Here is a 24,641-nt window from a genome sequence, read left to right on the forward strand (position 1 = left end):
TCAAACCCGCTCGATCAGCGCGTAGGCCGAGTGGTTGTGGATGGACTCAAAGTTCTCCGCCTCGGCCACGTAGTGCCCGATGCGCGGATCGGCATTGAGCCGGGCGGCAACATCACGCACCAGATCCTCGACGAATTTGGGATTTTCGTAGGCGTGCTCGGTGACATATTTTTCGTCCGGGCGCTTGAGCAGGCCCCAGATCTCGCACGACGCCTCTTCCTCGGCAATGCGGATGAGTTCTTCCAGCGCCACGGGCTGAAGCAGTTCGGCCGTGATGGTGATGTGCGAGCGCTGGTTGTGCGCGCCGTAATCCGAGATCTCCTTCGAACACGGGCACAGCGATTTCACCGGCACCATGACTTTGGCGGTCAGCTTGAGTTGATCGCCGCGCGCTTCCGCGATCCACCCCGCCTCGTAATCGAGCAGGCTTTGCACGCCCGAGACCGGCGCGGTTTTGCGCAGAAACAGGGTGAAGGCGAATTCCAGACGCCCCGCCGTGGCATTCAGCTTGGGCAGCATCTGCCGGGTGAGCGCGGCAAACGCCTGCGCGTCCATCGCCTCGGGCATGGCTTCGAGCAGTTCGACGAAGCGCGACATATGCGTGCCCTTTTTCTCGGCGGGCAGCGCCACGTCGGCCGTTACCTGGGCGATGCTCGGGTGAATGCTGCCGTCGCGCAGACGCACATTGAGGGGATAGCGCAAACCCTTGACCCCGACCCGCTGGATCGCGATATGGCGCTCGTCCACAGTGCTCTGGATATCCGGAATGGCTTCAAAGGGTTTGTTCATGGAATGACGGGTGGGGCTGCGCCGATGGGGTTCGGTATCGCCCGCCCGGGGCATAGTTGAGAAAAGTTCTCAGATTATCCCGGACTGTGCACATCCTTGTCCGGTTTGCGGAAATGGCGGCGCCAGAGGGTGTGAATGAATCCGGCGTGGCCGAGCAGCGCGCCCAAAGGGTTCCAATCAAGGCGCAAAGCACAGCGGTGCCCGTCGGCACGGCGCGCATTTGCAACGCCGAGTGGGACGATTTGGGTGCGATGAGCGGGCATGGCGGATTTGTTCACCCCCTCTCAGCCGCGCTGCGGCAACACCCGCAGCAGCAGAAACAGCAGCGCCGCCGCGACCACCATGGCGGGGCCCGAGGGCAGGTCGGAATGCAGTGAGGCCAGCAGCCCCAGCAGGACGGCGACTGCACCGATTGCGGCCGCCCCCAGCGCCATCTGCACCGGCGTGCGTGCCAGTCGCCGCGCCGCCGCCGCCGGAATGATGAGCATGGCAACGGTGAGCAAAATACCCACGAGCTTCATCGCCAGCGCGACGAAAACCGCCAGCACCAGCATGAACGCCAGTTGCAGCCATTTCACCCGCCGCCCCTCGACGGCGGCGAGTTCTTCATGCACGGTGAGCGCCAGCAAGCCCTGCCACAACCAAGCCAGCAAAGACAGGCCCACGACGTCGATCAGGAGGATCCAACCCAAATCCGCCGCCCTGAGCGCCAGGATGTCGCCGAACAGGTAAGAGAACAAATCGACGCGCACGTCCTCCATGAAGGCCAGCACCACCAAGCCCAGCGCCAGACTGGTGTGCGCCAGCAGACCCAGCAGCGTGTCTTCGGCAATGCCTTCCGCCGGTTGTCGCCGCGCCAGAACGAGGGCGATGACCACGCTCACCGCGAGCACGCCGATGACCGGATCGAGGTGCAGCAGCAGCCCCAGCGCCACCCCCAGAAAGGCCGAGTGCGCCAGCGTCTCGCCGAAGTAGGCCATGCGGCGCCACACCACAAAGCAACCCAGCGGCCCCGCCAGCAGCGCCACGCCCACGCCGCCGATCAAGGCGCGCCAGACGAAATCAGGCAGCAGGAATTCAGTCATGGGGCGTCCGTCCTTCGGCTGCATCGGGCACGATATTGCCGTGCAGATCGTGATGATGATCGTGGTGATGACGATAGATCGCCAGCCCGGCCAGATCGCGTCCGAAAAGTCGCAGGTACTCCGGATGCACGCTGATGTCTTCGGGCCGCCCCACACAGCACACATGGCGCTCCAGGCAAACCACCTCGTCGGTGGCGGCCATGACCAGATGCAGATCGTGCGAAACCAGCAGCACGCCACAACCGGAAGCGTCACGCAGGCGGGCGATCAAGGCATAGAACTCCTGCTGACCCTGCACATCGAGCCCTTGCGCCGGTTCGTCGAGGACCAGCAAATCGGGCTCGCGCAGCATCGCCCGGGCGAGCAGAACCCGCTGCATTTCCCCGCCGGAAAGCGCCCGCAGCGGCCGCCGCAGCAGATCGTTCGCGCCGTTATCGGCCAGCCGCTGCTCGCGCTGCGGCTCGGTACTCGGGCCCGCCAGACGCAGAAAACCGTCCACATCCATCGGCAGGCTGGGCGGTGGGGTGAAACGCTGCGGCACATAGCCCACGCGCAGCCCGCTGCGCCGCCGCACGACGCCGCGATCCGCGGTCATCAAGCCGAGCAGCACGCGCACTAGCGTGGTCTTGCCCGCACCATTCGGGCCGACCAGCGTCACGATCTGGCGCGGCAGCACGCGCAGGCTGACGTCGGTGAGCAGCGCGTTACCGTGACGTTGCACATGGATGCCCTCGAGGGCGATAAGGGGTTCTGTGGGAGACAAGGGCGTTATTTTCTGTTTCAAGTGTTATATTGTAACTAATTACTTTTTCCACGTCATCGTTCAAAATGATCTTTCTACGACGCCTCTTATCCCTTTCGGCTTTACTCGCTGCAACCCTGACCCCGCTGGGGGCGCAGGCTGAAACGCCGCGGGTCGCGGTGAGTATCAAACCCGTGGCCGATCTGGTGGCGGCCGTCATGGCCGGGGTGGGCAAACCCACGGTACTGATTCCGCCGGGAAATTCGCCCCACACCTATGCGTTCAAGCCCTCGGAGCGAGCCAGCGCCGAACAGGCGCAGCTTCTGTTCTGGATCGGGCCGGACGTCGAGCCTGCGCTGACCAAGATCACCAAGGCGCTGCCCAAATCGACCCAGGTGGTCACGCTTTCCACCCAGCCCGGCATGGACTTGCTGCCCGCGCGCACGGGCGGCGACTGGGAACGCAAGCGCCCTGCCCCGAGGCTGGCGGTGTCGCACGACCACGGCGACGAACACGACTCAATGCACACCGGCAGCTTCGATGGCCACCTCTGGCTGTCGCCCACCAATGCCAAGGTCATCGTGCGCAGCGCGGCCCTCGCGCTGGCGGCGAAAGACCCGCAACATGCGCCGCAATACCAGGCCAATGCAGAGCAGGCGGTGCAGCGCATCGATGCCATGACGGCGGAACTCACCGCGCAACTCGCCCAGGTCAAAAACAAGCCCTTCATCGTGTTTCACGACGCTTATCAATACTTCGAACATGCCTTCGGGCTGCGTGCGGTCGGCTCGATTCTGGTCAGCCCCGACGCCATGACCAATGCGCGACGCGTGAGCCAGATGCGCGACAAGATCAAGTCGCTGGGCGTGGTCTGCGTGTTTGCCGAGCCTCAGTTCGAACCGCGTCTGGTGCAGACCTTGATCGAGGGAACCCAGGCGCGAGTCGGCACACTCGACCCGCTTGGCGCCAAGGGCCCGCTGGGCCTGGAAGGCTATACCCAGTTGATGCGCAATCTAGCGAATAACCTCGGCCAGTGCCTCGGCACACCGTGAGGTTTTATTCGTTGGCCGCGCGCTGACGTCCAGCCGGGCTGAGCAAGGCGCCAAAGCGTTTGCGCACGCTCGCGGCAATGCCCGCGGCGTCCAGCCCGATGTCAGTGGTGATTTGCGCGGGGTCGCCATGTTCCAGCCAGGCATCGGGCAGACCGAGGTTGAGCACCGGAATCTGAATGCCCGCCGCCTGCAAAGCCTCTAGACAGGCCGAGCCCGCCCCGCCACTGACCACCCCTTCTTCCACGGTGACCAGAGCATCGTGACTACTTGCAGCGGCCAGCAGCGCCGCCGTATCGAGCGGTTTCACAAAGCGCATATTGATCACGCTGGCGTCGAACTCTTCAGCCGCCTGTAGCGCGGCGTAGAGCACCGGGCCGAAAGCGAGTAGGGCGATGCGCTGTCCCGGCTTGGCGGCACTGGCGCGCCGCGGCTGCGATTTCCCCCAGGGCAATTCGGTGAGCGAGGTCTGCACGGCCACGCCAGCACCGCTGCCGCGCGGGTAGCGCACGGCCGCAGGACCATCGTGGCGGTAGGCCGTGGTGAGCAATTGCCGACACTCATTTTCGTCCGCCGGGGCGAGCACGCTGAGATTGGGTACGCAGCGCAGGAAGGGGATGTCGAAGGCGCCGGTATGCGTCGCCCCGTCAGCCCCCACCACACCGGCCCGGTCCACCGCGAACATCACGGGCAGATTCTGAATGGCCACATCGTGAATCACCTGGTCGTAGCCGCGCTGCAGGAAGGTGGAGTAGATCGCCACCACCGGCTTCATGCCTTCGCAAGCCAGACCGGCAGCAAAGGTGACTGCGTGCTGCTCGGCAATGCCGACATCGAAATAACGCTGCGGAAAGCGCTCGGCAAACTCAACTAGGCCGGAGCCCTCGCGCATGGCCGGCGTGATGCCCACCAGACGCGCGTCGGCCTGCGCCATGTCGCACAGCCACTGACCGAACACCTGAGTGAAGGTGGGCGCCTTGCCCGGTTTGCCGGGCGCCAGCCCCACGGCCGGATCGAACCGTCCCGGCCCGTGATAGGCCACCGGATCGGCCTCGGCCAGCTTGTAGCCCTGCCCCTTCTTGGTCACCACATGCAGCAGGATGGGGCCGTGCATGTCGCGCAGATTGTGCAGGGTGGGAATGAGCGCGTCGAGGTCGTGGCCGTCGATCGGGCCGAAATACTTCACCCCGAGCTCTTCGAACAAAGGCGAAGGCGCCACCAGCCCCTTGGCATATTCCTCCAGGCGGCGCGCCAGACCGAGCAAAGGCGGCGCGGCGCTGAGCACCTGCTTGGCGGTGCTGCGCGCGGCGGTGAACAGTCCGCCCGACAGCAGGCCGGTGAGGTGGCGATTGAGCGCGCCCACCGGAGGAGAGATCGACATGTCGTTGTCGTTGAGCACGATGAGCAGATCGGCCTCGGGATGCACGCCGGCGTTGTTGAGCGCCTCGAAAGCCATGCCGCCCGTGAGCGCTCCATCGCCGATCACGGCGACCACGCGCCGCGATTCGCCTTTGCGCTGCGCGGCCAGCGCCATACCCAGCGCAGCCGAAATCGAGGTGGACGAATGGGCGGTGCCGAAGGCATCGAACGGCGATTCGTCACGGCGCGGAAAGCCGGATATGCCGCCCTTCTGCCGCAGACCGCGCATGCCGTCGCGGCGTCCGGTGAGAATTTTGTGGGCGTAAGTCTGATGCCCGACATCCCACACCAGTCGGTCATGCGGGGTGTTGAACACCGCGTGCAAGGCAATGGTCAATTCCACGGTGCCGAGGTTCGACGACAGATGCCCGCCAGTGCGCGACACCGATTGCAGAATGAATTCACGCAGCTCAACCGCCAGTTGCCGCAGGTGCGCGCGGTCGAGCGCACGCAGATCTTCAGGCGAGGCGATGCGGTTCAGCAGAGAAAACGTAGCAGTCATGATGGCGAAGCGTGGAACCACGCGTGGTGCGGCGCCTGAGTCAGCGTGTTGGGGGAGAAGCGCGACGCCACATCGCGGCGAGCAGCAGGGCAGACGCCAGAACGAATCCGGCCGCAGACCAGAACGGCAGCGCCAAACCGAACACCGAAGGGGTATCGGCGCAAAGCCCATCTGCGCGAAACATCCACGGCGCCCACTGCGTAACCGGCCAGTGGTTGATCACCGCAGCCAGCGGATCGAGGCCGCAGAGCTGCCCCGGGTGCAAAACCAGCCAGATATGCCGGGCGGCAAAACCCAGCCCGACAAGGCCGCTGAGCACCCCGAAGCCCAGCACGACGCGTGCCGCAAGCTGAGCGTTCGAGCGCATCAGGCTGATGGCGGAAAGCGAAAAAATCAACACGCCCAGATAAGCCATGCGCTGAAGAATGCACAGCGGACAAGGGGCAAACCCCTTGCGCTGCAGCCAGAGCGCCCCGCCCAGCGTGCCCAGCGCAGTAGCTGCAGCGAGAGCCGGGAGCGCGCTAACGTGGCGTTGATTCATGGTGACCGTCTCTTGAGTGGATGAGGAATATCGAGGTGTGGCCGGGTCAATGCTCGCGCAACACGATCAGATCGGCCAGTTCGCGCAAGCGCTGGCTGGCCGCGCGTTGTGGCGGCGGCAGGGTGTCGAGTGCGGCCTGCGCCTTGTCGCGCAGACCATGCGCCAGCTTGCGCGCGGCATCGAGACCCAGCGCTGAAACGTAGGTGGACTTGTTTTGCTGCGCGTCTTTGCCCGCGGTTTTTCCGAGGGTATGTGAATCGGCGGTGACATCCAGAATGTCATCTACTACCTGAAAGGCCAGGCCCACGGCGTCGCCATAGGTTTCCAGAGCCGTATACGTTTGCGCCGGATGCGCCGTATCGAATCCGCCGCAGGCTGCGCCCATTAGCACGCTGGCCTTGAGCAAGGCGCCGGTCTTGCGGCTGTGCATATGCATCAGATCGTCACCGCTGACCGCGCCTCCGGTCGCAAGAATGTCGAGCGTTTGGCCACCGGCCATGCCGTCAGCGCCGGAAGCCCGCGCCAGCAACGCACACAGCCGCGCCTGCAGCGCCGGGGCGATGTCTGCCTCGGGCGTCAGCACTTCGTAGGCCAGGGCTTGCAAGGCATCTCCGGCCAGCAGCGCCAGGGCTTCACCGAATCGCACATGGGTTGTGGGTTGGCCGCGCCGCAGCACGTCGTCGTCCATGCAGGGCAGATCGTCGTGCACCAGCGAATAGGCATGCACCAGTTCCACCGCGCAGGCGGCACGGTCGAGCGCCTGATCGTCGGCCTGCACACACTCACCAGCCGCCCACACCAGCAAGGGGCGAACCCTTTTGCCCCCCATGGCTGCGGCATAGTGCATGGCCTCGTGCAACTGCGGCACCAGCGGATGCTCCGGCGGCACGAAGCGCTCGATCAACTGCTGGGCCCGAGCCTGGTGCTGGTGCAGCCAGTGATCAAAGGAGTGGTTGAGCGGCAGCAAGCCCGGTTGGGTGGAACCCGGTGGCACGCTCTCCAACTGCAGCACCTCAGACACGGTCATCCTCCTCATCGGGTTCCGTGCGCAAGGGTTTGAGCTGCTCGCCATCGAGCACCTGAACCTGTTGCTCCACCGCCTGCAGTTTGCCGCGGCAGAACTGCAGCAGCAGATTGCCACGCTTGTAGGAAGACAGCGTGTCGTCGAGGCTGAGCTGCCCTCCTTCCAGGGCCTGCACGATCTGCTCCAGCTCGGCCAGCGCCTGTTCGTAGCTGGCTGGGGCCTGATCGGCATGGCGGGCAGTTTTGGCGACGGGCATCTTGTGGCGAAGGGAAGAGAAGTGCCCATTTTAGGCGCGGCATCGCGGCTCGGCGTGAAGCATGGACTCTACAATCGGTCGCTGCATTAGGTAGGGGTTCTTTTCAACGAAGTGTGGAGGTGCATCGCCATCATGTCCGATCTGAGCATTCGTCTGTCGCAAGATCATTTGCAATTACCGGTTTCAACTTATTTCGATGACGACTTGTTCAAGCTGGAGCAGGAACAGATATTCCGCTCCGGCCCACGCTATCTCGGACATGAACTCACGGTACCCAAGATCGGCGACTACGCCGCGCTCGCCCAGGAAGGTGAAGGCCGCGCGCTGATTCACGGGCCTGAAGGCATTGAACTGCTCTCCAACGTCTGCCGCCACCGGCAGGCCGTGATGCTGCGCGGCATGGGTAGCACGGGCAAGAACATCGTCTGCCCGCTGCATCGCTGGACCTACGGTCTCGACGGTCAACTCGTCGGCGCCCCGCACTTCGAGCAAGACCCCTGCCTGCATCTGCAAACCTACCCGCTGCAGCGCTGGAACGGCATGCTGTTCGAGGACAACGGCTATCCCGTGGCCCAGACGATGGCGCAACTGGCCGTGCGGGGGGAGTTCGACTTCACCGGCTTCGTGCATGACCACACCGAAATGCACATGTGCAACTACAACTGGAAGACCTTCATCGAGGTCTATCTGGAGGACTACCACGTCGTGCCCTTCCATCCCGGGCTGGGCAAGTTCGTCGATTGCAACGTGCTGCAATGGCAGTTCGCGCCGCAGTGGAGCGTGCAGACCGTGGGCGTTCATGAAGGTCTGCAGCACCCGGGCAGCGCGGTGTACAGCAAATGGCATCAGGCGGTACTCAACTTCCGCTCCGACAAAAAGCTGCCCGAACACGGCGCCATCTGGCTCACCCTCTACCCCAACATCATGCTGGAGTGGTATCCGCATGTACTCGTGGTGTCCACGCTCTACCCGCTGGGCCCACAGAAGACCCTGAACATGGTGGAGTTTTTCTATCCGGAAGAAATCGCAGCGTTCGAGCGCGAGTTCATCATGGCCGAGCGCGCGGCCTATATGGAAACCTGCGCAGAAGACGACGAAATCGCCGAGCGCATGGACGCCGGTCGCAAAGCGCTGTTCGAGCGCGGTGACGACCAGCACGGCCCCTACCAGTCGCCGATGGAAGACGGCATGCGCCACTTCCACGCCTGGTACCGCGACAAACTACAGGTTCCAGCCTGAGCGGGCTGCAGACCCTTTTCAACCCGCATCAGAAGCCACCGTGCGGGTTTTTGCTTTATGGTTTCGCATTCCCTGCTTCGGAACAGACGCTACGCACCATGTCCTCACACTACACCACCCTGATTACCGCCTCCGAACTGGCCTCACTGCAAGACGCCTTCATTGTCGACTGCAGCCATGACCTCGCCCAGCCCGAAGCAGGCCAGCAGGCCTTCGACCTGACCCATATTCCTGGCGCGATCTTTCTTCACCTCGACCGCGATCTGTCCGCCCCAAAAAGCGGGCACAACGGTCGGCACCCTTTGCCTGATGCCGACGCCTTCGCAGCCCGACTCGCTCAACTCGGCCTGCGCCAAAACCAGCAGGTCGTCGCTTACGACCGAACCGGAGGCAGCTTTGCCGTGCGCCTGTGGTGGATGCTGCGCTGGCTCGGCCACAATGCGGTGGCCGTGCTCGATGGCGGCTGGCAGGCCTGGACGGCCGCTGGCGGCGCGAGCGAGGGCACGGCGCCAGCGGCTAGGGCCCCGGGTGACTTCAGCCGCCGCCCCGCGCTGGTGGGCGCCGTGCCTGCGCGCGATGTGCTCGACAACCTGCACAGTGGCAAGCACCTCGTTCTGGACGCGCGCGCACCGGAGCGATATGCGGGCGAAGTCGAGCCGATCGATCCGGTCGGCGGGCATATTCCCGGGGCGAAAAACCGCTTCTTCCAGACCAATCTCCAGCCCGACGGCACCTTCAAGTCGCGCGAGCAACTGCGCGAAGAATTCACCGCGCTGCTCGAAGACTGGGACCCGCGCGATGTGATCCATCATTGCGGCTCCGGCGTCACAGGCTGCCACAATCTGCTGGCGATGACCTACGCCGGCATGGACGGCAGCCTGCTCTACCCCGGCTCCTGGAGCGAGTGGTGCGCCGATCCAGCACGCCCCGTGGCAACCGGGCGCACACCCGGCAAGGTTTGATCTGCAACAAGCCCGCCAATACATTCGAGGAGCAGCATATGGATAGTGATTGAGGCTTCTATCCACCGCAATCCCGATCAGTTCACCTACAGCTCACCTACTCTAAACGGAGATCGATATGTATAAAAAAATACTCGTCCCCACCGACGGTTCCGACACCGGGGCCAAAGTGATTCCCCATGCGGTAGCTTTAGCCAAAAGCTGTGGCGCTGCGGTGGTGGGCCTCAACGTCACCGACCCGTATCCCTACTCCGGCCTGGCCGAAACCGTGCCCATCACGGCGGACCAGTACCGTGTGCACGTCACGCAAGAGGCGGAAGACGCCCTCAAGCCCCTGCAGGACGCCTGCAAGGCCGCTGATCTGGCCTTCGAGCCCATCATTGCCGAAGACATCCACCCCTGGAAAGCCATGCTCGACGTGGCCAAGGAGCGCGGTTGCGATCTGGTGGTGATCGCCTCCCACGGACGCCGCGGCATGCAAGCCCTGCTATTGGGCAGCGAAACCCAGAAGCTGCTGACCCATTCCACCATTCCGGTACTGGTTCTGCGCTGACCAGCCTTTCAAAAGGAGCACTCCCATGTTCAACCATCTACTCTTGTCCACCGACGGCTCAGAGCTAGCGGACAAAGCGCTGCCCTACACCATCGAGCTAGCGAAAAAATTCGGCTCCAAAATCACCGTCTGCTCGGTCATCGATCTGTATCCCTACATCGGAGCGATCGAAGTCATGCCCGTCGGCATGGACCAGTGGCAGGACGAAGTTCGCAAACAGGCCAATGTGGCGCTGCAGCACATGAGCGAGCGCATCAATGCGGCCGGGCTGAGTTGCGACACCGTGGTGGAAGAAGACGCCCAAGCGTGGCGCGGCCTGCTTTCCGCCGCCGAAAAACAGGGCTGTGACACCATCGTCATTGCCTCGCACGGCCGCAGCGGCATGACCTCGGCCATGCTGGGCAGCCAGACCTCGCGGGTGCTGTCGCATTCCAAACTGCCGGTGCTGGTCGTTCGCTGAGGGCGTAGGCACCCCAAAAACCACCTCAGCCGCTGAGCAGTTTGTCCACCGGGAAAGTCTGCGGAAACCCTCTTTCCGTCTGACACATGCCGTCCTGCGGCGGCTCGTCGGCGGCGGCTACGGCAACCACCTGGTGCTGACGCAGCCAGGCCAGCGCCCGGTTCCAGCCGTCCTGGGCGTCCTTGGCGTTGTAGCTGGGCCGGTAGTCCGCGTGAAAACCGTGACCGGCGTCGGGATACACCACGATTTCGGACGCCTTGGCCGCAGCGCTGCCGTCGGCAAGCGCCTTGCGCATCTGCTCGACTGATTCCTGCGTAATGCCTTGGTCTTTGCCGCCGTAAAGACCGAGCACGGGCGCCTTGAGTTCCTTGACGATATCCACCGGGTTCTTGGGCGCCAAGTCAGAAGGCGTGCCGACCAGGCGGCCATACCAGGCCACGCCCGCCTGTACCGGCGCATGCGCGCAGTAAAGCCACACCATGCGCCCGCCCCAGCAGAACCCGGTGATGCCGACATGGTCCGCTTTGCCGCCATTGGCCAGCGCCCAGTTTCGGCAGGCATCCAGATCCTGCATCACCTGGGCATCGGGCACTTTGGAGATGACCTTGCTCATCACCTCGGCGATGCTGCCATAGGCCATCGGGTCGCCCTGCCGCACGAACAGATCGGGCGCCAGCGCCAGATAACCCTGATGCGCGAAGCGCCTCGCGACATCGGCGATGTACTCGTGCACCCCGAAAATCTCCGACACCACCAGCACCACGGGCAGATCGGTCTTGCCCTTGGGCTGCGCCCGGTAGACCGGTATCTTCTGGCCGCCGGATTCGATCCGCACCTCTCCAGCGAGCAGGCCGTCCGCCGAGGTTTGCACCACGGTCTGCGCGATCACCGGTCCTGCCGCTGCGGCGAAACCCACCCCCAGCGCGGTACGCACGAAATCACGCCGGGACAACTCGCCGTCAGGACGGCCCGGTGCGAGGCTCTGGAATTGCGCCTTCAGATCTTCGTTCCACATCGCTGTCTCCTCACGTCGAAATGTGAGCAAATGCTACAGCGAGCCAATCCAGTGATGCAGATGGGGATAAATTGACCTACCCCGCCCCGCTCCGACATTGCGCCAGCAAGGCCGCGATGCCCTGCTTGCCGAGACGGCGCATCGTCGCCCGGTTGGCCTGGTAGATGGCGGCCGCTTCGGGAAAAGCGGCCACCGCGCGGTCGATGCTGGATTCTCGGATGAGATGCAGCATGGGAAACGGCGAGCGATTGGTCGCGTTGGTCACGTCGTTCGGGCGGGCTCCGGCAAACCGATACTGCGGGTGAAAGCTGGCGATCTGCAGGATGCCGCGCAGGCCGAGTTGTTCCACCCGTGCATCGGCCTCGTCGAGAAAGGCGTTGTACTGCGCGAAATGCGCGAGCGTGTGCGGGTGAATGAGCAAGGTGGTTTCCACCTCGTCGGGCGCGGTACGCATCAGCAGTTGCAGCTCATCGCCGAGGCGGCTCAGCAAGCCCTCGGGCGTCGTGGCCTCGCAGTGCACATAGCGGATACGGCCTTTCACCTGCGGCGCCTTGGCAAAGGGGCACAGATTCAGCCCGATCACCATACGGTCAACCCAGGCGCGGGTCTGCGCCACGACGGGATCGTTGAGCGATTGCGGGCGGTTCATGCCGTGCGTCAGGCGGCTTGTCGCCACTGCGCATCGAGCTGCGCGATCCACAGCGCCTTGTCGCCATTGGCAGCGAAGCTCGCTTCGAGGCTGTTGCGCAGCAGCGCGTAGGCCTGCGGCGCACCCAAGGCGGGTTGCGCGGCGAACAACTCGGTCAGGTTTTCGTTGATATACCCGCCGAAATACGCCGGATCGTCGGAATTGACCGTGACTTTCAGCCCAGCGGCCAGCAGCTGCGGCAGGTTGTGCCCAGCCAGATCGGGCACCACGCACAGCCGCACATTCGACAGCGGGCAGACGGTGAGCGGCATCTGCTCACGGGCCAGACGCTGCATCAAGGCCGGGTCTTCGCTGGCGCGCACGCCGTGGTCGATGCGCTCGACTTTCAGCACGTCGAGCGCGCCCAGCACATAGGCCGGCGGGCCTTCTTCACCTGCATGCGCCACGGTGTGCAGCCCCATTTGGCGGGCGCGGGCGAACACGCGGGCGAACTTCTCGGGGGGATTACCGCGCTCGGACGAATCGAGCCCGATGCCGATGAGATGGTCGAGCCAGGGCTGCGCGGCGTCGAGCGTCTGCAAGGCGTCTTCTTCGGGCAGGTGGCGCAGCACGCTCACAATCCAGCCGACGCTCAGCCCGAGTTCGTCCTGCGCCCGCTGCGCCGCCTGGATGAAGGCCGGCATGAACACCTCGAAGCCGACGCCGCGCACGGTATGGCTCTGCGGATCGAAAAACGGCTCCACGCGCACCACATGATCGCGCGCAGCACGCTGGAAATAAGCCCAGGCCAGATCGAAAAAATCCTGCTCGGTGCGCAGCACATCGCACCCGGCGTAATACAGATCGAGGAAGGACTGGAGATCGCTGAAGGCATAGGCCTTGCGCAGCGCCTCGACATCGGCATACGGCAGCGACACGCCGTTGCGCTGCGCCAGCGCAAAGATCAACTCCGGCTCCAGCGTTCCCTCGATATGCACATGCAATTCAGCCTTCGGGCTGACGCGCAGTAGATGGGCAACGCGCTCGGCAGGCAAGGCGGCGATGTCTGGACGGGACGGGGTGAGGTTGTCTGAAATCATTCGCACAGTTTAGGAGCAAGGCCTTGGAAATGCAGTTGCCTTCTCCCGAATTGCTGCCCTGCAAACCCCCTGCCCTTGCACTATGTTGTGCCTTACAAATCCAACTTCCAACAGGAGCACGGCATGATCGAACGCAGACCGTTTGAACAACTCGGCGGCGACCGCCTCGACTGGCTGGACACGCGGCACCACTTTTCATTTGCCGGGTATCACGACCCTCAGCGCATGAACTGGGGGGCGCTGCGCGTCTGGAACGACGACACCATCGCGCCATCGACCGGGTTCGCACCACATCCCCACGCCGACATGGAAATCATCACTTATGTCCGCGAGGGCGCCATCACGCATGAAGACAGCCTTGGCAATCGCGGGCGCACCGAAGCGGGTGATGTGCAGGTGATGAGTGCCGGTACAGGAATCCGGCATTCCGAATTCAACCGGGAAGCCGTCCCGACAACCCTCTTTCAGATCTGGATTCTGCCCAACCGTCGCGGCGTGCCGCCAGCCTGGGGCGCCAAGCCCTTCCCGAAAACCGACCGATCCGGCCGGTTCATCGCCCTGGCCAGTGGCATGAAAGACGACGCCGAAGCGCTGCCGATCCGTGCCGATGCCCGTGTGCTGGGCGCAACGCTCAGGGCGGGCGACTCGGTCGAGTACGCGCTGGGCACTGGCCGCAGGGCCTATCTCGTTCCTGCACGGGGAAAGGTGGAGGTCAATGGCGTGAGTCTGCAAGCCCGCGACGGTGCAGCCATCCGCGACGAAACCCTGCTGCGTCTGACTGCTCTCGAAGAGGCGGAAGTCGTGCTGGTCGACGCCGCGGCCTGAATGAACACGGGCCGGCTCTTGCAGTCTCCGGCCCGTTTTCAGCCTGCAAAACTCGGGGGACTCACCGCCCGGGAACCTGGCCTTCCACACCCTTCACATAGAACGTGATGCCGTGGAGGAATTTGTCGTCGGCCACCTGACCCGCCGCCACCATCGTCTTGCCAGACTGATCGACGATGGGGCCCTTCCAGATACTGAAGCTGCCGTTCTTCAGACCGGCCTCGCGCTCGAGCACGGTCTTTTTCAGCGCCTCCGGCACGGCGGGACTGATGTCCTGCAGCTGAATGGTGTCGTGCTTCATGCCCCACCAGTATTGCGCGGGTTTCCAGTCGCCCTTGAGCACTTCGGCGGTGAGCATTTCATACAGCGGCGCCCAGTTGATCGTGGCCGAGGCCAGATGCGATTTACCGCCAAACTTGCTCATATTGCTGTCCCAGCCAAAACCGTATTTGCCCAATTTGGCTGCGGTTTGCAGCACGGCGGGCGAGTCGGTGTTCTGAAACAGCACGTCGGCGCCCTGGTTGATGAGCGAGGTGGCGGCCTCGGTTTCCTTCGGCGGATCGAACCATTTGTTCACCCACACCACCTTGGTCGTGATCTTGGGGTTGACCGACTGCGCGCCCAGGGTGAAGGAGTCGATGTTGCGAATCACTTCGGGAATGGGCACCGAACCCACCACGCCCAGGACATTGGTCTTGGTCATGCCGCCAGCGAGCACCCCGGCCAGGTAAGCGCCCTCATAGGTGCGGGCGTCGTAGGTGCCGACATTCTTGGCGGTCTTGTAGCCGGTGGCGTGTTCGAACTTGATGTTCGGAAAGTCTTTGGCCACGCGCAGCACCGATTCCATATAGCCAAAGCTGGTGGCGAAAATCAGGCCGTCGCCCTGCTGAGCCAGATCGCGGAACACGCGGGCCGAATCCGGGCCTTCGGGCACGCTCTCCACGAACTGCGTCTTGATCTTGTCGCCGAACTTGGCCTGCAGCGCCAGGCGAGCCTGATTGTGCGCAAAGCTCCAGCCGGCATCGCCCACCGGGCCGACGTAGACGAAACCGACCTTCAGCGGATCGGTGGCCTGCGCGGGCGCCGCGCTCATCGCCAGCACACTGGCCACGGCCGCAAGCGCGACCAGCGGTTTTTTCAACAGGGTTTTCAACATGGAGTCCTCCATAAAAGTGATATCAAACTGTATACAAAAATTGGGCCCGCGTGCGCGAAAAGCTCACCCCCCGGGAGTGAACGGCTTGCCGATGGACGAAGGCATGTTGATGCGAATCCACAGCGGGTTGCGCGACATCAGCGCCAGCACCACGATGGTGGCAATGTAGGGCAACATCGACAGGAATTGCGACGGAATCTGCACCCCGCTGCCCTGAAAAAAGAACTGCAGCATGGTCACGCCACCGAACAGATACGCGCCGAGCAGCACCCGCGCCGGGCGCCAGGTGGCGAAGGTGGTCAGCGCCAAGGCGATCCAGCCCCGCCCCGCCGTCATTCCCTGCACCCACAAGGGCGTGTAGATCACGGAAAGATAAGCCCCCGCCACGCCCACCAGCGCGCCGCCGCACATCAGCGCCAGCAAACGGATGCGCCGCACCGGGTAGCCCAGGGCATGTGCCGATTCGGGCGACTCGCCCACCGCGCGCAGCACCAGGCCGGCGCGAGTGCGGTCGAAGAACCAGATCAGACCAAGCGCCAGCAGCACCGTGAGATACACCATGAGGTGATGGCGAAACAGCGCCGGGCCGATGAAGGGCAGATTGCTCAGCCCCGGAATGTCCCACGGCTGAAAGTTGGGCAGGGTCTTGCCCACATAGTCAATGCCGATAAAGGCCGACAGCCCGGCGCCGAACAGGGTGAGCGCCAGCCCGGTGGCGTATTGATTGGTGTTGAGCCAGATCACCAGCAGCCCCAAGGCGCCAGCCATCAACGCGCCGACCGCGGCCCCCGCGCCGAAGGCGGCCCACTGGTTGCCGGTATGCAGCGCCACGGCAAAGCCGACGACCGCGGCCATCAGCATCATGCCCTCGGCACCGAGGTTGACCACGCCCGACTTTTCGTTGATCAGCAGGCCGAGCGAAGCCAGCGCCAGCGGCGTGCCCGCGCTCAAGGTGGTGGCGATCAGAGAAGCGGCCATATCCATGCGTGATGTCCTTCAGCGCTTGAAACGGATGCGGTTGTAGATCAAGGTATCGCAGGCGAGCAGCGAAAACAGCAGCAGGCCCTGGAACACGCCCGTCATCGCATTGGGCAAGCCCAGACGCGACTGCGCCAGTTCACCGCCGATGTAGAACATCGCCATCAGCGCGCCCGACAGCACGATACCCACCGGATTGAGCCGGCCGACGAAGGCCACGATGATGGCCGCGAAACCATAGCCCTGCGACACCTGCGGCGTGAGTTGCTGCAGCGGGCCGATGGCGTCGAGCGCCCCGGCCAGACCGGCGAACCCGCCCGACATCAGCAGCACCGTCCACAGCGCCTTGCGCGAGGAATACCCGGCGTAGCGCGCCGCGCCCGGCGCCAACCCGCCCACCTGCAAGCGAAACCCGGCCACGCTGCGAAACAAAAACAGCCACACCAGCGCCACTGCGACCAGCGCGATGGGGAAACCCCAGTTCAGCCGCGTGCCTTCAATCAAATGGCCCAGCAGCGTGGGATCGGCAAACATCTTGGTCTGCGGAAAGTTGTAGCCCTCCGGGTCTTTCCACGGCCCGTAGACGAGGTAGTCGAGCAGGTATTGCGCGACATACACCAGCATCAGGCTGACCAGGATTTCGTTGGCGTTGAACCAGTCGCGCAGTGCCGCCACCAGCGCCGCCCACACCATGCCGCCCAGAATACCGGCGAGCAGAATGGGCAGCACGATGGCATGCGAGGTGTGGTCGCCCGCCAGCAGCGCCACGCCGCCGCCGAAAATCGCACCGAGGATGTACTGTCCTTCTGCGCCGATATTCCACACATTGCTGCGATAACAGGCCGCGAGCCCCAAGCCGATGAGAATGAGCGGCGTGGCCTTGAGCGCCAGTTCCGACAGGTTGTAGGCGCTCTTGACCGGCTCCCAGAAAAACATGCTCAGGCCGTGGACCGGGTTCTTGCCCATGGCCAGAAAAATGCCCACGCCGAACGCCACGGTAATGCCCAGCGCCAACAGCGGCGACAGCCATACCATCCACCTTGAAGGCGCGCCCCGGGGCTCAAGCCGCAACATGGGCCACCTCCGTTGCGGTTTGCGCGCTAGTGGCCGGGCCTTGCGGCCACAGCCCGCTCATCCACATACCGATCTGCTCGACCGTGGCGTCGGCACGGGCGATGGAGGGCGACAGCTTGCCGCGCGCCATTACCTGCAGCCGGTCGGCAATTTCAAACAGTTCGTCGAGTTCTTCCGAGATGACCAGCACGGCGCAGCCCGCATCGCGCAACGCCAGCAGCTCGGCGCGGATCTGCGCCGCCGCACCCACGTCCACGCCCCAGGTCGGCTGCGCAACGATCAGCACGCGGGGCCGACCGAGTATTTCGCGGCCCACGATGTATTTCTGCAGATTGCCGCCCGACAGACTGCGCGCCGCGGCCTGCGGTCCGCTGGCCTTGACGCCAAAGCGCTGAATGACCGTCTGTGCCTGCTCGCGCAGGATCTGGCGGCGGATCAGGCCCCGCGTCGTCGCCTCGGCGGGACGCGCGGTCAGCAGCATGTTCTGCTCCAGCGACAGCACCGGCACCGTGGCTCTTCCTAAGCGTTCCTCCGGGATGAAGTGCAGCCCGCGCTTGCGGCGCTGCCCCGGCCCGAGCGCTCCCACCGGCTCGCCCGCTAGCAGCACGGCCGCGGGGCGAGCGCGCCGGTCTTCGCCCGACAGCGCGGCGAGCAATTCCTGCTGACCATTGCCCGACACCCCGGCGATGCCCAGAATCTCTCCGGCCCGCACCTGCAGCGAAAGATGGTCGATGGCCACGCTGAACTCGCCATCGCCTGGCAGGGCCAGATCGTCCACCTTCAGCAGCACCTCGCCCGCCTGCGACGGGCGGTGCTGCAGCTCGGGCGGATCGGCGCCGATCATCAGCCGCGACAGGCTGGCCTCGGTTTCCTGGGCCGGATCGACGCGGCCGCTCACCCTGCCCGCACGCAGCACGGTGCAGTTGTGGCACAGGCTGCGAATTTCGTCGAGCTTATGGCTGATGTAGAGAATGCTGCAGCCGTCTGCCGCAAGCTGGCGCAGCACCACAAACAGTTTTTCGACCGCCTGCGGCGTGAGCACCGAAGTCGGCTCGTCGAGGATGAGCAGCTTGGGATCGGCCAGCAGGCAGCGAATGATCTCCACCCGCTGGCGCTCACCGACCGACAGGGTGTGCACGGGGCGGCGCGGCGCGCAGTCCAGCCCGTAACGCGCCGAGATGTCCGCAATGCGGGTTTCGATGTCCGCCAGACTGACACCGCGCCCCAGTCCCAGCCAGATGTTCTCGGCGGCGGTGAGGGTGTCGAACAGCGAAAAGTGCTGATACACCATGGCGATGCCCAGCTCGCGGGCCATGCCGGGGTTTTTCATGCGAACGGGCGCGCCGTTCCACACGATGCTCCCGGCATCGGGCTGCACCGCGCCGTAGATGATTTTCATTAGCGTGGACTTGCCCGCACCGTTCTCGCCCAGCACCGCATGGATTTCCCCGGGCTGCACCGCCAGGCTGATGTCGTCGTTGGCCTTGACGCCGGGATAGGACTTGCTGATGTGTTCGAGCGCGAGCCGCATGGGGGAAATCGAATGTAGCGGAAAGACGGAAAGTCGGAAAGTCGGATTGTCCTATACCTGACCCTGCGCAGATGCGGCCCGCAGCCCCAAACGATGCTGGCCTGAAGTTGTCTCTACCCCGGCCGGTATCGCAACTGCCCCAGCACATAGGTGGCCGCGACATTGCGTTCGTCGGCCAGTAGCATCCACGCGAACAAACGCTCATGCAAGCTGCGTGCCATGTCCTGCCGCCGCTGCTGCACGGCACCCTCGGCCCAGCGCCACACCACCACGTCCGCCGCGGTGCCGGGGGCGAAGTGGCCGATCTCGTGCTCCAGATCGAGGGCGCGCGCCGCGCCTCGGGTGGCGGCGTAAAGCCCCTGCCAGGCTGTCATGCGCTGGCCTTGAAGGGCGAGCACCTTGTAGCCATCGGCCAGGGTGCGCAACTGGCACAGACTGGTGCCGCCGCCCACATCGCTCGCCGGGGCCACGCCCACCCCCGCAGACTCGGCTTTGGCCCAGTCGAACAGGCCGCTGCCCAGAAACAGGTTGGACGAAGGCGAAAAGGCGATGCTGCTGCCGGTCTGCGCCATGCGCCCGCGGTCGGTATCGTCGAGCCAGATGCCATGCGCCAGAATGCTGCGGCGGGTGAGCAGGCCGCGACGGTCATAGACGTCGAGATAGCTGCGGCTGTCGGGAAACAGCTCGGCGATCCAGCGCACCTCGTCGCGGTTTTCGGCCACATGCGTCTGCATATACAGCCCCCCGGCGCGCTGGGCGTAGCGTTGCAGCAAGCCACCGGCCATGGTCAGTTGGGCAGCGCTGCTGGTGGCGGCGAAGCGCGGGGTCACCGCGTAGGCCAAGCGGTCGACACCATGCCAGCGCTCGATCAGGTCGATGCAGTCCTGCTCGGCCTGCACCACATCGTCGCGCAGGTCGGCCGGGCAGTTGCTGTCCATCAGCACCTTGCCGGTGATAAGGCGCATGCCGAGTTGGCGGCTTGCTTCGAACAGCGCCTCGCTGCTGGTCTTGTGCACCGTGGCAAACACCAGCGCCGACGTGGTGCCGTGCGCCAGCAGCGCTTGCAAAAAGCGCTCCGCCCCGAGGCGGCTCTGCTCGGGGTCGGCGTAGCGCGCTTCGGCCGGAAAGGTGTAGCGCTCCAGCCAGTCGAGCAGCGCCGCACCGAAGGAGGCGATGACATCGAGCTGCGGCGCGTGCACATGGGTATCGATGAAGCCCGGCATCACCAGATGGCCGCGCCAGTCCTGCCGCGCCCAGCTCGCGTCGGGGGGCTCGTCGGCGGGCCGCACCGCATGCACTCGGCCTTGCTCGATCAGCAGCCAGCCGTCGGGCTCGAAGCGCACGGCGCCGGTGGCGTCTTCGCTCCAGCCGGGGTCGCGCAGGAAGTAGAGAATGTCGCCGCGCAAGGCCACGCGAGCTTGGCCGGGGGCGACGGTAGAGGCCAAAGTGTTCACAGCAGTCATCAATCGTCAGTCAGAGGGAAACAGCGCGTAGCGCAGCAAAAACAGCGCCGCCACCACCCACAGGGCCGGATGCACCTCGCGTGCCCGCCCGGTCAGCAGCTTGAGCGCGGCGTACATGATGAAGCCGAACGCCAGGCCGTTGGCGATGGAATAGGTGAAGGGCATGATCAGCGCCGCCAGCGCCGAGGGTACCGATTCGGTGATGTCGTTCCAGTCGATCTCCAGCAGCTCGCGCATCATCAACCCGGCAACGTAGAGCAAGGCCGGGGCCGTGGCGTAAGCGGGCACGACGGCGGCCAGCGGCGCGATGAACAGCGCAGCGAGAAACAGCACGCCCACGGTGAGTGCCGTGAGCCCGGTGCGACCACCCGCCTGCACCCCGGAAGCGCTTTCGATATAAGCCGTGGTGCTGCTGGTGCCCAGCAGCGAGCCGGAGAAAATGGCCAGGCTGTCGGCAAACAGCGCGCGCCCGAGGCCGCTCTGGCCGTCCTTGGCGCCGTCTTTCAGCAACCCGGCCTTGCGGGCGATGCCGGTGAGCGTGCCGGTGGCGTCAAAAATTTCCACCAGCACGAACACCAGAATGATGTGAAAAAACCCGGCATGCAGCGCGCCCAGAATGTCGAGCTTGAACAAGGTCGGCGCAATGCTCGGCGGCATCGACACGATGCCGTGATATTGGGTCAGCCCGAGCGCCATGCTCGCCAGCGTCACCGCGACAATGCCGATGAGAATGGCGCCGCGCACCCGCCAGTAGTCGAGCAGCGCAATCAGCAAAAAGCCGCCGGCTGCCAGCACCACCGGCAGCGAGGCCAGATTGCCCAGCCCCACCTTGGTGGCCGGATTCGCCACCACGACACCCGCATTCGACAGCGCGATGATCGCCAGGAACATGCCGATCCCTGCCGCAATGGCGCTACGCAGCGACTTCGGAATACCCGCCACTAGCCAGGATCGCACGCCGGTGATGGTCAGCAGAATGAAGATGCAGCCGGAGATGAAAACCGCCCCGAGCGCCTGCTCCCAGGTGAAGCCCATCCCCTTGACCACGGTGAAGGCGAAAAAGGCGTTCAGCCCCATGCCCGGCGCCAGTCCTATGGGCCAGTTGGCGACGAAGGCCATGATGAAAGTGCCCAGGGCGGCCGCCAGACAGGTGGCGACGAACACGGCGCTGGCGTCCATGCCCGTGGTCGACAGAATCGACGGGTTGACGAAGATGATGTACGACATGGTGAGAAAGGTCGTCACCCCCGCCAGAATCTCGGTGCGCACATCGGTGCCGTGCGCATCGAGCTTGAACAAGGTTTGCAGATTCATGAACAGTCTCCTGGGTTTTAACGCCTCGCTCAGGGTGGCGAGGTCGATAGGCCCGTGCCGCATCGGCGCGGGGTTGAGAAGGAGTTGAGGAGGAGGTCAGCCCGGCCGGGGGTCGGCGGCCTCACGAATATGCGCACGCAGCCAGCGGTGCGCGGCGTCCAGATGCACGCGGGCGTGCCACAGCAGGTAATAGGTCAGCGGCGGAAACGGCACCGGGCAGGGCAGGATGTGTACCGGCAAACCGGCATCCACATAGCGTTGGCAGAAGCGGCGTCCGGTGGTCAGCACCAGCAGGCTGCGCGCCACCAGCCCCGGAATCAGGTTGAAAAAGGCGCAATGCACCGTGACGTTGCGTTGCAGCCCCAGATGGTGCAGATGCTGGTCGATCACGCCTTCGCCCACGGCGCGCAGCGGCGACGGCGCCACATGCTCGGCCTGCAGATACTGCTCCAGATCCAGACCGCGCCGCAGCGCGGGGTGATCGGCGGCGACCAGACAGACGATTTCATCTTCGATCAGCGGCGCAAGGTGCAGATCCTGCGGCGGCTCCAGCCAGTTGCCGAGCACGGCATCGACATCGCCGGCGGCCAGCGCGTGGCGGTAATCCAGCGTCGCCGACAACGGCAGCACGTCCACCCCGCACAGCGGCGCTTCGCGTTTGAGCGTGGCGATGAGCTGCGGCAGAAAGGCCGGGTCCATATAGTCGGCCGCCACAAGGCGAAACTGCCGCGTGCTGTGCATCGCATCGAACGGACTGGCGCCGCCGAGCAAGCGCTGCGCTTCCCGCAGGATGCAGGCGCTCGGCTCGATCAGGCTGGCGCCGAAGGCCGTGGGCACCATCGCATTGCCGCTGCGCACCAGCAGTTCATCGCCGGTGATGCCGCGCAGGCGACGCAGCGCGGCGCTCACGGCGGGCTGGGTCGAGCCCAGCCGCATGGCGGCGCGGGAAACGTTGGATTCGGTCAGCACGGTATGCAGTACCCGGATGAGATGCAGGTCAATGGAGTCCAGCGCATTGTTCATGGTGCAGCCCCTTGCGGCATCAGCCGCTTCGCATGTTTTGTATACAGTTCAGCATATGTCAATCGCGCCGGATCGTGGCCCAATACTTGCAGCATCGTGCTTCACTCTGTTTTCACATTTCCACCGCCTGATGGCCCGCAACCTGCCATGAACACCCAACCTATCCGCTTCGTCCATCGCGGCCAGATCACCGAAGTCAGCGGTCTGCCCATCACGACCACCGTGCTGCAGTGGCTGCGCGAGCATGCGCACCAGTGCGGCACCAAGGAAGGCTGCGCCGAAGGCGATTGCGGCGCCTGCACCGTGGTCGTGGCGGAGCTGGCAGACGACATCAACCAAGATTGCGCCGCGGTGACCGTGGGATCGTTGCAGCTACGCCCGATCAACGCCTGCATCCGCTACTTGCCCACTCTGCACGGCAAGGCGCTGTTGACCGTCGAAGACCTTCAGCAACTCGCCCCTGGTCGTGCGCTGCACCCGGTGCAGCAGGCCCTGGTCGATTGTCACGGCTCGCAGTGCGGCTTCTGCACCCCTGGCTTCGCCATGTCGCTTTACGCAAGCTACGAGCGCCACCAGGGCTCGGGCACGCGGCCCACGCGGCAGCAACTCGCCGACGACCTGTCGGGCAATCTGTGCCGCTGTACCGGCTACCGCCCCATTCTCGATGCGGGTCGGGCGATGTTCGAGGCGCCAGCGGCACGGCTCGACCCCGAGCCCCTTGCCGCGCTGCTGCGCCAGATTGCTGAGCGCACGACCGAGCTTTTTGTGCACGCCGCGCCCAACCCCGCCTATCCCGATGCGCGGGGTCAACCCCGCATCGACCATTTCATCGCGCCACGCACCCTTGAAGCTTTTGCCGCCGTCCGGGCCGAACGGCCAGAGGCCAGACTGCTGGCTGGCGCCACCGACATCGGCCTGTGGACCAATAAGCAGTTCCGCGACGTGGGCGATCTGCTCTATCTGGGCGACGTGCGCGAGTTGCATGCGGTGGAACACGACGGCACCCTGCTTCGCATCGGCGCGGCCGTGCCGCTGGAAGATGCCTGGGCCACGCTGGTGCAGCACTGGCCCGAGCTGCGCGAGATGGCGCTGCGCTTCGCCGGTCCGCCCGTGCGTCACGCCGGCACTCTGGGCGGCAATGTGGCCAACGGCTCGCCCATCGGCGACAGCGCGCCCGTGCTGCTCGCGCTCGACGCCGTACTGCTGCTGCAACGCGGGCCGACCTTGCGACGGCTACCGCTGGCAGAGTTCTACCTCGCCTATATGAAAAACGCCCTGCATCCCGGTGAGTTCCTGCGGGCCATCGAGTTGCCTCTGCCCACCCCGAGCGCCCCCCCCCGGCAGGCGCTGCGGCTACGGGCCTACAAACTCTCCAAACGCTACGACTGTGACATCTCGGCGGTGAGTTGTGGCCTGGCCCTGCGGCTGGATGCGCAAGGCCACGTCAGCCACGCGCGCCTGGCCTTCGGCGGCATGGCCGCGGTGGTCAAGCGCGCCGCGCAGGCCGAAGCCGCGCTGCTGGGCCAGCCGTGGAGTGAAGCCAGCGTGCGCGCGGCCATGCAGGCACTCGACGCCGACTTCCAGCCCTTGACCGATCTGCGCGCCAGCAGCGCCCACAGGCAGCGCGTGGCGCGCAATCTGCTGTGGCGATTCTGGCTGGAAACCCGTCTCGAAGCGCCCCTGCCTGCCAGCCAGACCCGCATCTGGGCGGAGCTTCAACCAGCGCTGCACACGGTTTGAGGAGCGCACCATGAACAAGCCCCACGACCTCTTAGCCCGATCTCCCGCCATTCCGAACTTTGCCCGCCAGGACAACCCGCCGTGGCCCGAGGCCGAATGGCCCGCCTTGCACGAGGGCGCCCGCGTCGGCGCCACCCCGCCGCCGGGCCGCCCCAAGGCGGGGTGCGCCCCCT

At 64.8% G+C, this 24,641-nt stretch carries 24 protein-coding genes; 7 read left to right on the forward strand and 17 right to left on the reverse strand.

Annotated elements, in window-relative coordinates:
• The 3 genes from folE2 to B3H47_RS01120 all read right to left on the reverse strand — a co-directional run bounded on the left by folE2 (position 1) and on the right by B3H47_RS01120 (position 2,637).
• A complete protein-coding gene (gene folE2, locus B3H47_RS01110) occupies positions 1–789 on the reverse strand; it encodes a GTP cyclohydrolase FolE2 (protein ID WP_013123239.1) in 789 nt (262 codons plus the stop codon).
• Between the two features lie 284 nt (positions 790–1,073).
• On the reverse strand, positions 1,074–1,874 hold the full coding sequence (locus tag B3H47_RS01115; RefSeq protein ID WP_286730035.1) for a metal ABC transporter permease: 801 nt from the start codon (positions 1,872–1,874) through the stop codon (positions 1,074–1,076).
• Entirely contained in the window at positions 1,867–2,637 is a 771-nt protein-coding gene (locus tag B3H47_RS01120; RefSeq protein WP_286985476.1) for an ATP-binding cassette domain-containing protein, read from the reverse strand. Before B3H47_RS01120 ends, B3H47_RS01115 begins: the two co-directional genes overlap by 8 nt.
• A 65-nt stretch (positions 2,638–2,702) precedes the next feature.
• On the opposite strand from B3H47_RS01120, the gene B3H47_RS01125 reads away from it, so the two are divergent.
• Entirely contained in the window at positions 2,703–3,668 is a 966-nt protein-coding gene (locus tag B3H47_RS01125) for a zinc ABC transporter substrate-binding protein (protein ID WP_286985477.1), read from the forward strand.
• Positions 3,669–3,672: 4 nt separating this feature from the next.
• Here B3H47_RS01125 and dxs read toward each other — a convergent pair whose 3' ends face one another.
• Genes dxs through B3H47_RS01145 form a run of 4 tightly spaced genes read right to left on the reverse strand, consistent with a single transcriptional unit; the run spans position 3,673 to position 7,407 of the window.
• Positions 3,673–5,586, reverse strand: coding sequence for a 1-deoxy-D-xylulose-5-phosphate synthase (gene dxs, locus B3H47_RS01130; RefSeq protein WP_286985478.1), 1,914 nt, complete (start codon positions 5,584–5,586; stop codon positions 3,673–3,675).
• A gap of 40 nt (positions 5,587–5,626) precedes the next feature.
• Positions 5,627–6,127 carry a disulfide bond formation protein B gene (locus B3H47_RS01135; RefSeq protein ID WP_286985479.1) on the reverse strand — a complete coding sequence of 167 codons (501 nt, stop codon included), beginning with the start codon at positions 6,125–6,127 and terminating at the stop codon, positions 5,627–5,629.
• 46 nt (positions 6,128–6,173) lie between these two features.
• Positions 6,174–7,154, reverse strand: coding sequence for a polyprenyl synthetase family protein (locus B3H47_RS01140; RefSeq protein WP_286985481.1), 981 nt, complete (start codon positions 7,152–7,154; stop codon positions 6,174–6,176).
• Positions 7,141–7,407: an exodeoxyribonuclease VII small subunit gene (locus B3H47_RS01145; protein WP_286985482.1), complete on the reverse strand. Its 267-nt coding sequence runs from the start codon at positions 7,405–7,407 to the stop codon at positions 7,141–7,143. Before B3H47_RS01145 ends, B3H47_RS01140 begins: the two co-directional genes overlap by 14 nt.
• Before the next feature lie 132 nt (positions 7,408–7,539).
• Between B3H47_RS01145 and B3H47_RS01150 the strand changes: the two genes are divergently transcribed.
• The 4 genes from B3H47_RS01150 (at position 7,540) to B3H47_RS01165 (ending at position 10,621) form a co-directional block, all read left to right on the forward strand.
• Positions 7,540–8,646, forward strand: a complete 1,107-nt coding sequence (locus tag B3H47_RS01150) for an aromatic ring-hydroxylating oxygenase subunit alpha (protein WP_286985484.1) — start codon at positions 7,540–7,542, stop codon at positions 8,644–8,646.
• Positions 8,647–8,744: 98 nt separating this feature from the next.
• Positions 8,745–9,608 (forward strand): sulfurtransferase, encoded by an 864-nt coding sequence (locus B3H47_RS01155; RefSeq protein ID WP_286985485.1) that lies wholly within the window; start codon positions 8,745–8,747, stop codon positions 9,606–9,608.
• 118 nt (positions 9,609–9,726) lie between these two features.
• Positions 9,727–10,161: a universal stress protein gene (locus B3H47_RS01160; protein ID WP_013105778.1), complete on the forward strand. Its 435-nt coding sequence runs from the start codon at positions 9,727–9,729 to the stop codon at positions 10,159–10,161.
• Between the two features lie 25 nt (positions 10,162–10,186).
• Positions 10,187–10,621 carry a universal stress protein gene (locus tag B3H47_RS01165; protein ID WP_286985486.1) on the forward strand — a complete coding sequence of 145 codons (435 nt, stop codon included), beginning with the start codon at positions 10,187–10,189 and terminating at the stop codon, positions 10,619–10,621.
• Positions 10,622–10,646: 25 nt separating this feature from the next.
• On the opposite strand, the gene B3H47_RS01170 is transcribed toward B3H47_RS01165, so the two are convergent.
• The 3 genes from B3H47_RS01170 to B3H47_RS01180 form a co-directional block, all read right to left on the reverse strand.
• Complete coding sequence (locus B3H47_RS01170) at positions 10,647–11,636, reverse strand: dienelactone hydrolase family protein (RefSeq protein WP_013123250.1); 990 nt, start codon at positions 11,634–11,636, stop codon at positions 10,647–10,649.
• 76 nt (positions 11,637–11,712) lie between these two features.
• On the reverse strand, positions 11,713–12,285 hold the full coding sequence (locus tag B3H47_RS01175; RefSeq protein ID WP_286985488.1) for a DUF1415 domain-containing protein: 573 nt from the start codon (positions 12,283–12,285) through the stop codon (positions 11,713–11,715).
• Positions 12,286–12,293: 8 nt separating this feature from the next.
• Positions 12,294–13,364: an adenosine deaminase gene (locus B3H47_RS01180; RefSeq protein ID WP_286985489.1), complete on the reverse strand. Its 1,071-nt coding sequence runs from the start codon at positions 13,362–13,364 to the stop codon at positions 12,294–12,296.
• Positions 13,365–13,487: 123 nt separating this feature from the next.
• Here B3H47_RS01180 and B3H47_RS01185 point away from each other — a divergent pair, with 123 nt between their 5' ends.
• On the forward strand, positions 13,488–14,189 hold the full coding sequence (locus tag B3H47_RS01185; RefSeq protein ID WP_286985490.1) for a pirin family protein: 702 nt from the start codon (positions 13,488–13,490) through the stop codon (positions 14,187–14,189).
• Positions 14,190–14,250: 61 nt separating this feature from the next.
• Here the strand turns inward: B3H47_RS01185 and B3H47_RS01190 are convergent, their stop codons facing one another.
• From B3H47_RS01190 to B3H47_RS01220, 7 genes are all read right to left on the reverse strand, one after another.
• Positions 14,251–15,345: a BMP family ABC transporter substrate-binding protein gene (locus B3H47_RS01190; protein WP_414718216.1), complete on the reverse strand. Its 1,095-nt coding sequence runs from the start codon at positions 15,343–15,345 to the stop codon at positions 14,251–14,253.
• Positions 15,346–15,408: 63 nt separating this feature from the next.
• On the reverse strand, positions 15,409–16,329 hold the full coding sequence (locus tag B3H47_RS01195; protein WP_286985493.1) for an ABC transporter permease: 921 nt from the start codon (positions 16,327–16,329) through the stop codon (positions 15,409–15,411).
• A gap of 12 nt (positions 16,330–16,341) precedes the next feature.
• A complete protein-coding gene (locus tag B3H47_RS01200) occupies positions 16,342–17,397 on the reverse strand; it encodes an ABC transporter permease (protein WP_286985495.1) in 1,056 nt (351 codons plus the stop codon).
• A complete protein-coding gene (locus B3H47_RS01205) occupies positions 17,384–18,928 on the reverse strand; it encodes an ABC transporter ATP-binding protein (RefSeq protein ID WP_286985497.1) in 1,545 nt (514 codons plus the stop codon). The genes B3H47_RS01200 and B3H47_RS01205 overlap by 14 nt, the downstream gene beginning before the upstream one ends.
• Before the next feature lie 113 nt (positions 18,929–19,041).
• Positions 19,042–20,391 carry a guanine deaminase gene (gene guaD / locus B3H47_RS01210; RefSeq protein ID WP_286985499.1) on the reverse strand — a complete coding sequence of 450 codons (1,350 nt, stop codon included), beginning with the start codon at positions 20,389–20,391 and terminating at the stop codon, positions 19,042–19,044.
• Positions 20,392–20,397: 6 nt separating this feature from the next.
• The gene (locus tag B3H47_RS01215) at positions 20,398–21,705 is read right to left on the reverse strand and encodes an NCS2 family permease (RefSeq protein ID WP_276709695.1); all 1,308 of its coding nucleotides are present in this window, start codon (positions 21,703–21,705) and stop codon (positions 20,398–20,400) included.
• 96 nt (positions 21,706–21,801) lie between these two features.
• Positions 21,802–22,728, reverse strand: coding sequence for a LysR family transcriptional regulator (locus B3H47_RS01220; RefSeq protein ID WP_156052649.1), 927 nt, complete (start codon positions 22,726–22,728; stop codon positions 21,802–21,804).
• Positions 22,729–22,875: 147 nt separating this feature from the next.
• Between B3H47_RS01220 and xdhA the strand changes: the two genes are divergently transcribed.
• Entirely contained in the window at positions 22,876–24,468 is a 1,593-nt protein-coding gene (gene xdhA / locus B3H47_RS01225; protein WP_286985500.1) for a xanthine dehydrogenase small subunit, read from the forward strand.
• Positions 24,469–24,641: the final 173 nt, after the last annotated feature.

The sequence above is a fragment of the Thiomonas sp. UBA7699 genome (genome assembly GCF_002482605.1).
GTDB lineage: Bacteria > Pseudomonadota > Gammaproteobacteria > Burkholderiales > Burkholderiaceae_C > Thiomonas > Thiomonas arsenitoxydans.

Bases quoted from the DNA above. Each gene is read 5' to 3' on its own strand.
- folE2 (WP_013123239.1), bottom strand. From the start codon at position 789: ATGAACAAACCCTTTGAAGCCATTCCGGATATCCAGAGCACTGTGGAC.
- B3H47_RS01115 (WP_286730035.1), bottom strand. From the start codon at position 1,874: ATGACTGAATTCCTGCTGCCTGATTTCGTCTGGCGCGCCTTGATCGGC.
- B3H47_RS01125 (WP_286985477.1), top strand. From the start codon at position 2,703: ATGATCTTTCTACGACGCCTCTTATCCCTTTCGGCTTTACTCGCTGCA.
- dxs (WP_286985478.1), bottom strand. From the start codon at position 5,586: ATGACTGCTACGTTTTCTCTGCTGAACCGCATCGCCTCGCCTGAAGAT.
- B3H47_RS01135 (WP_286985479.1), bottom strand. From the start codon at position 6,127: ATGAATCAACGCCACGTTAGCGCGCTCCCGGCTCTCGCTGCAGCTACT.
- B3H47_RS01140 (WP_286985481.1), bottom strand. From the start codon at position 7,154: ATGACCGTGTCTGAGGTGCTGCAGTTGGAGAGCGTGCCACCGGGTTCC.
- B3H47_RS01145 (WP_286985482.1), bottom strand. From the start codon at position 7,407: ATGCCCGTCGCCAAAACTGCCCGCCATGCCGATCAGGCCCCAGCCAGC.
- B3H47_RS01150 (WP_286985484.1), top strand. From the start codon at position 7,540: ATGTCCGATCTGAGCATTCGTCTGTCGCAAGATCATTTGCAATTACCG.
- B3H47_RS01155 (WP_286985485.1), top strand. From the start codon at position 8,745: ATGTCCTCACACTACACCACCCTGATTACCGCCTCCGAACTGGCCTCA.
- B3H47_RS01160 (WP_013105778.1), top strand. From the start codon at position 9,727: ATGTATAAAAAAATACTCGTCCCCACCGACGGTTCCGACACCGGGGCC.
- B3H47_RS01165 (WP_286985486.1), top strand. From the start codon at position 10,187: ATGTTCAACCATCTACTCTTGTCCACCGACGGCTCAGAGCTAGCGGAC.
- B3H47_RS01170 (WP_013123250.1), bottom strand. From the start codon at position 11,636: ATGTGGAACGAAGATCTGAAGGCGCAATTCCAGAGCCTCGCACCGGGC.
- B3H47_RS01175 (WP_286985488.1), bottom strand. From the start codon at position 12,285: ATGAACCGCCCGCAATCGCTCAACGATCCCGTCGTGGCGCAGACCCGC.
- B3H47_RS01180 (WP_286985489.1), bottom strand. From the start codon at position 13,364: ATGATTTCAGACAACCTCACCCCGTCCCGTCCAGACATCGCCGCCTTG.
- B3H47_RS01185 (WP_286985490.1), top strand. From the start codon at position 13,488: ATGATCGAACGCAGACCGTTTGAACAACTCGGCGGCGACCGCCTCGAC.
- B3H47_RS01190 (WP_414718216.1), bottom strand. From the start codon at position 15,345: ATGTTGAAAACCCTGTTGAAAAAACCGCTGGTCGCGCTTGCGGCCGTG.
- B3H47_RS01195 (WP_286985493.1), bottom strand. From the start codon at position 16,329: ATGGATATGGCCGCTTCTCTGATCGCCACCACCTTGAGCGCGGGCACG.
- B3H47_RS01200 (WP_286985495.1), bottom strand. From the start codon at position 17,397: ATGTTGCGGCTTGAGCCCCGGGGCGCGCCTTCAAGGTGGATGGTATGG.
- B3H47_RS01205 (WP_286985497.1), bottom strand. From the start codon at position 18,928: ATGCGGCTCGCGCTCGAACACATCAGCAAGTCCTATCCCGGCGTCAAG.
- guaD (WP_286985499.1), bottom strand. From the start codon at position 20,391: ATGACTGCTGTGAACACTTTGGCCTCTACCGTCGCCCCCGGCCAAGCT.
- B3H47_RS01215 (WP_276709695.1), bottom strand. From the start codon at position 21,705: ATGAATCTGCAAACCTTGTTCAAGCTCGATGCGCACGGCACCGATGTG.
- B3H47_RS01220 (WP_156052649.1), bottom strand. From the start codon at position 22,728: ATGAACAATGCGCTGGACTCCATTGACCTGCATCTCATCCGGGTACTG.
- xdhA (WP_286985500.1), top strand. From the start codon at position 22,876: ATGAACACCCAACCTATCCGCTTCGTCCATCGCGGCCAGATCACCGAA.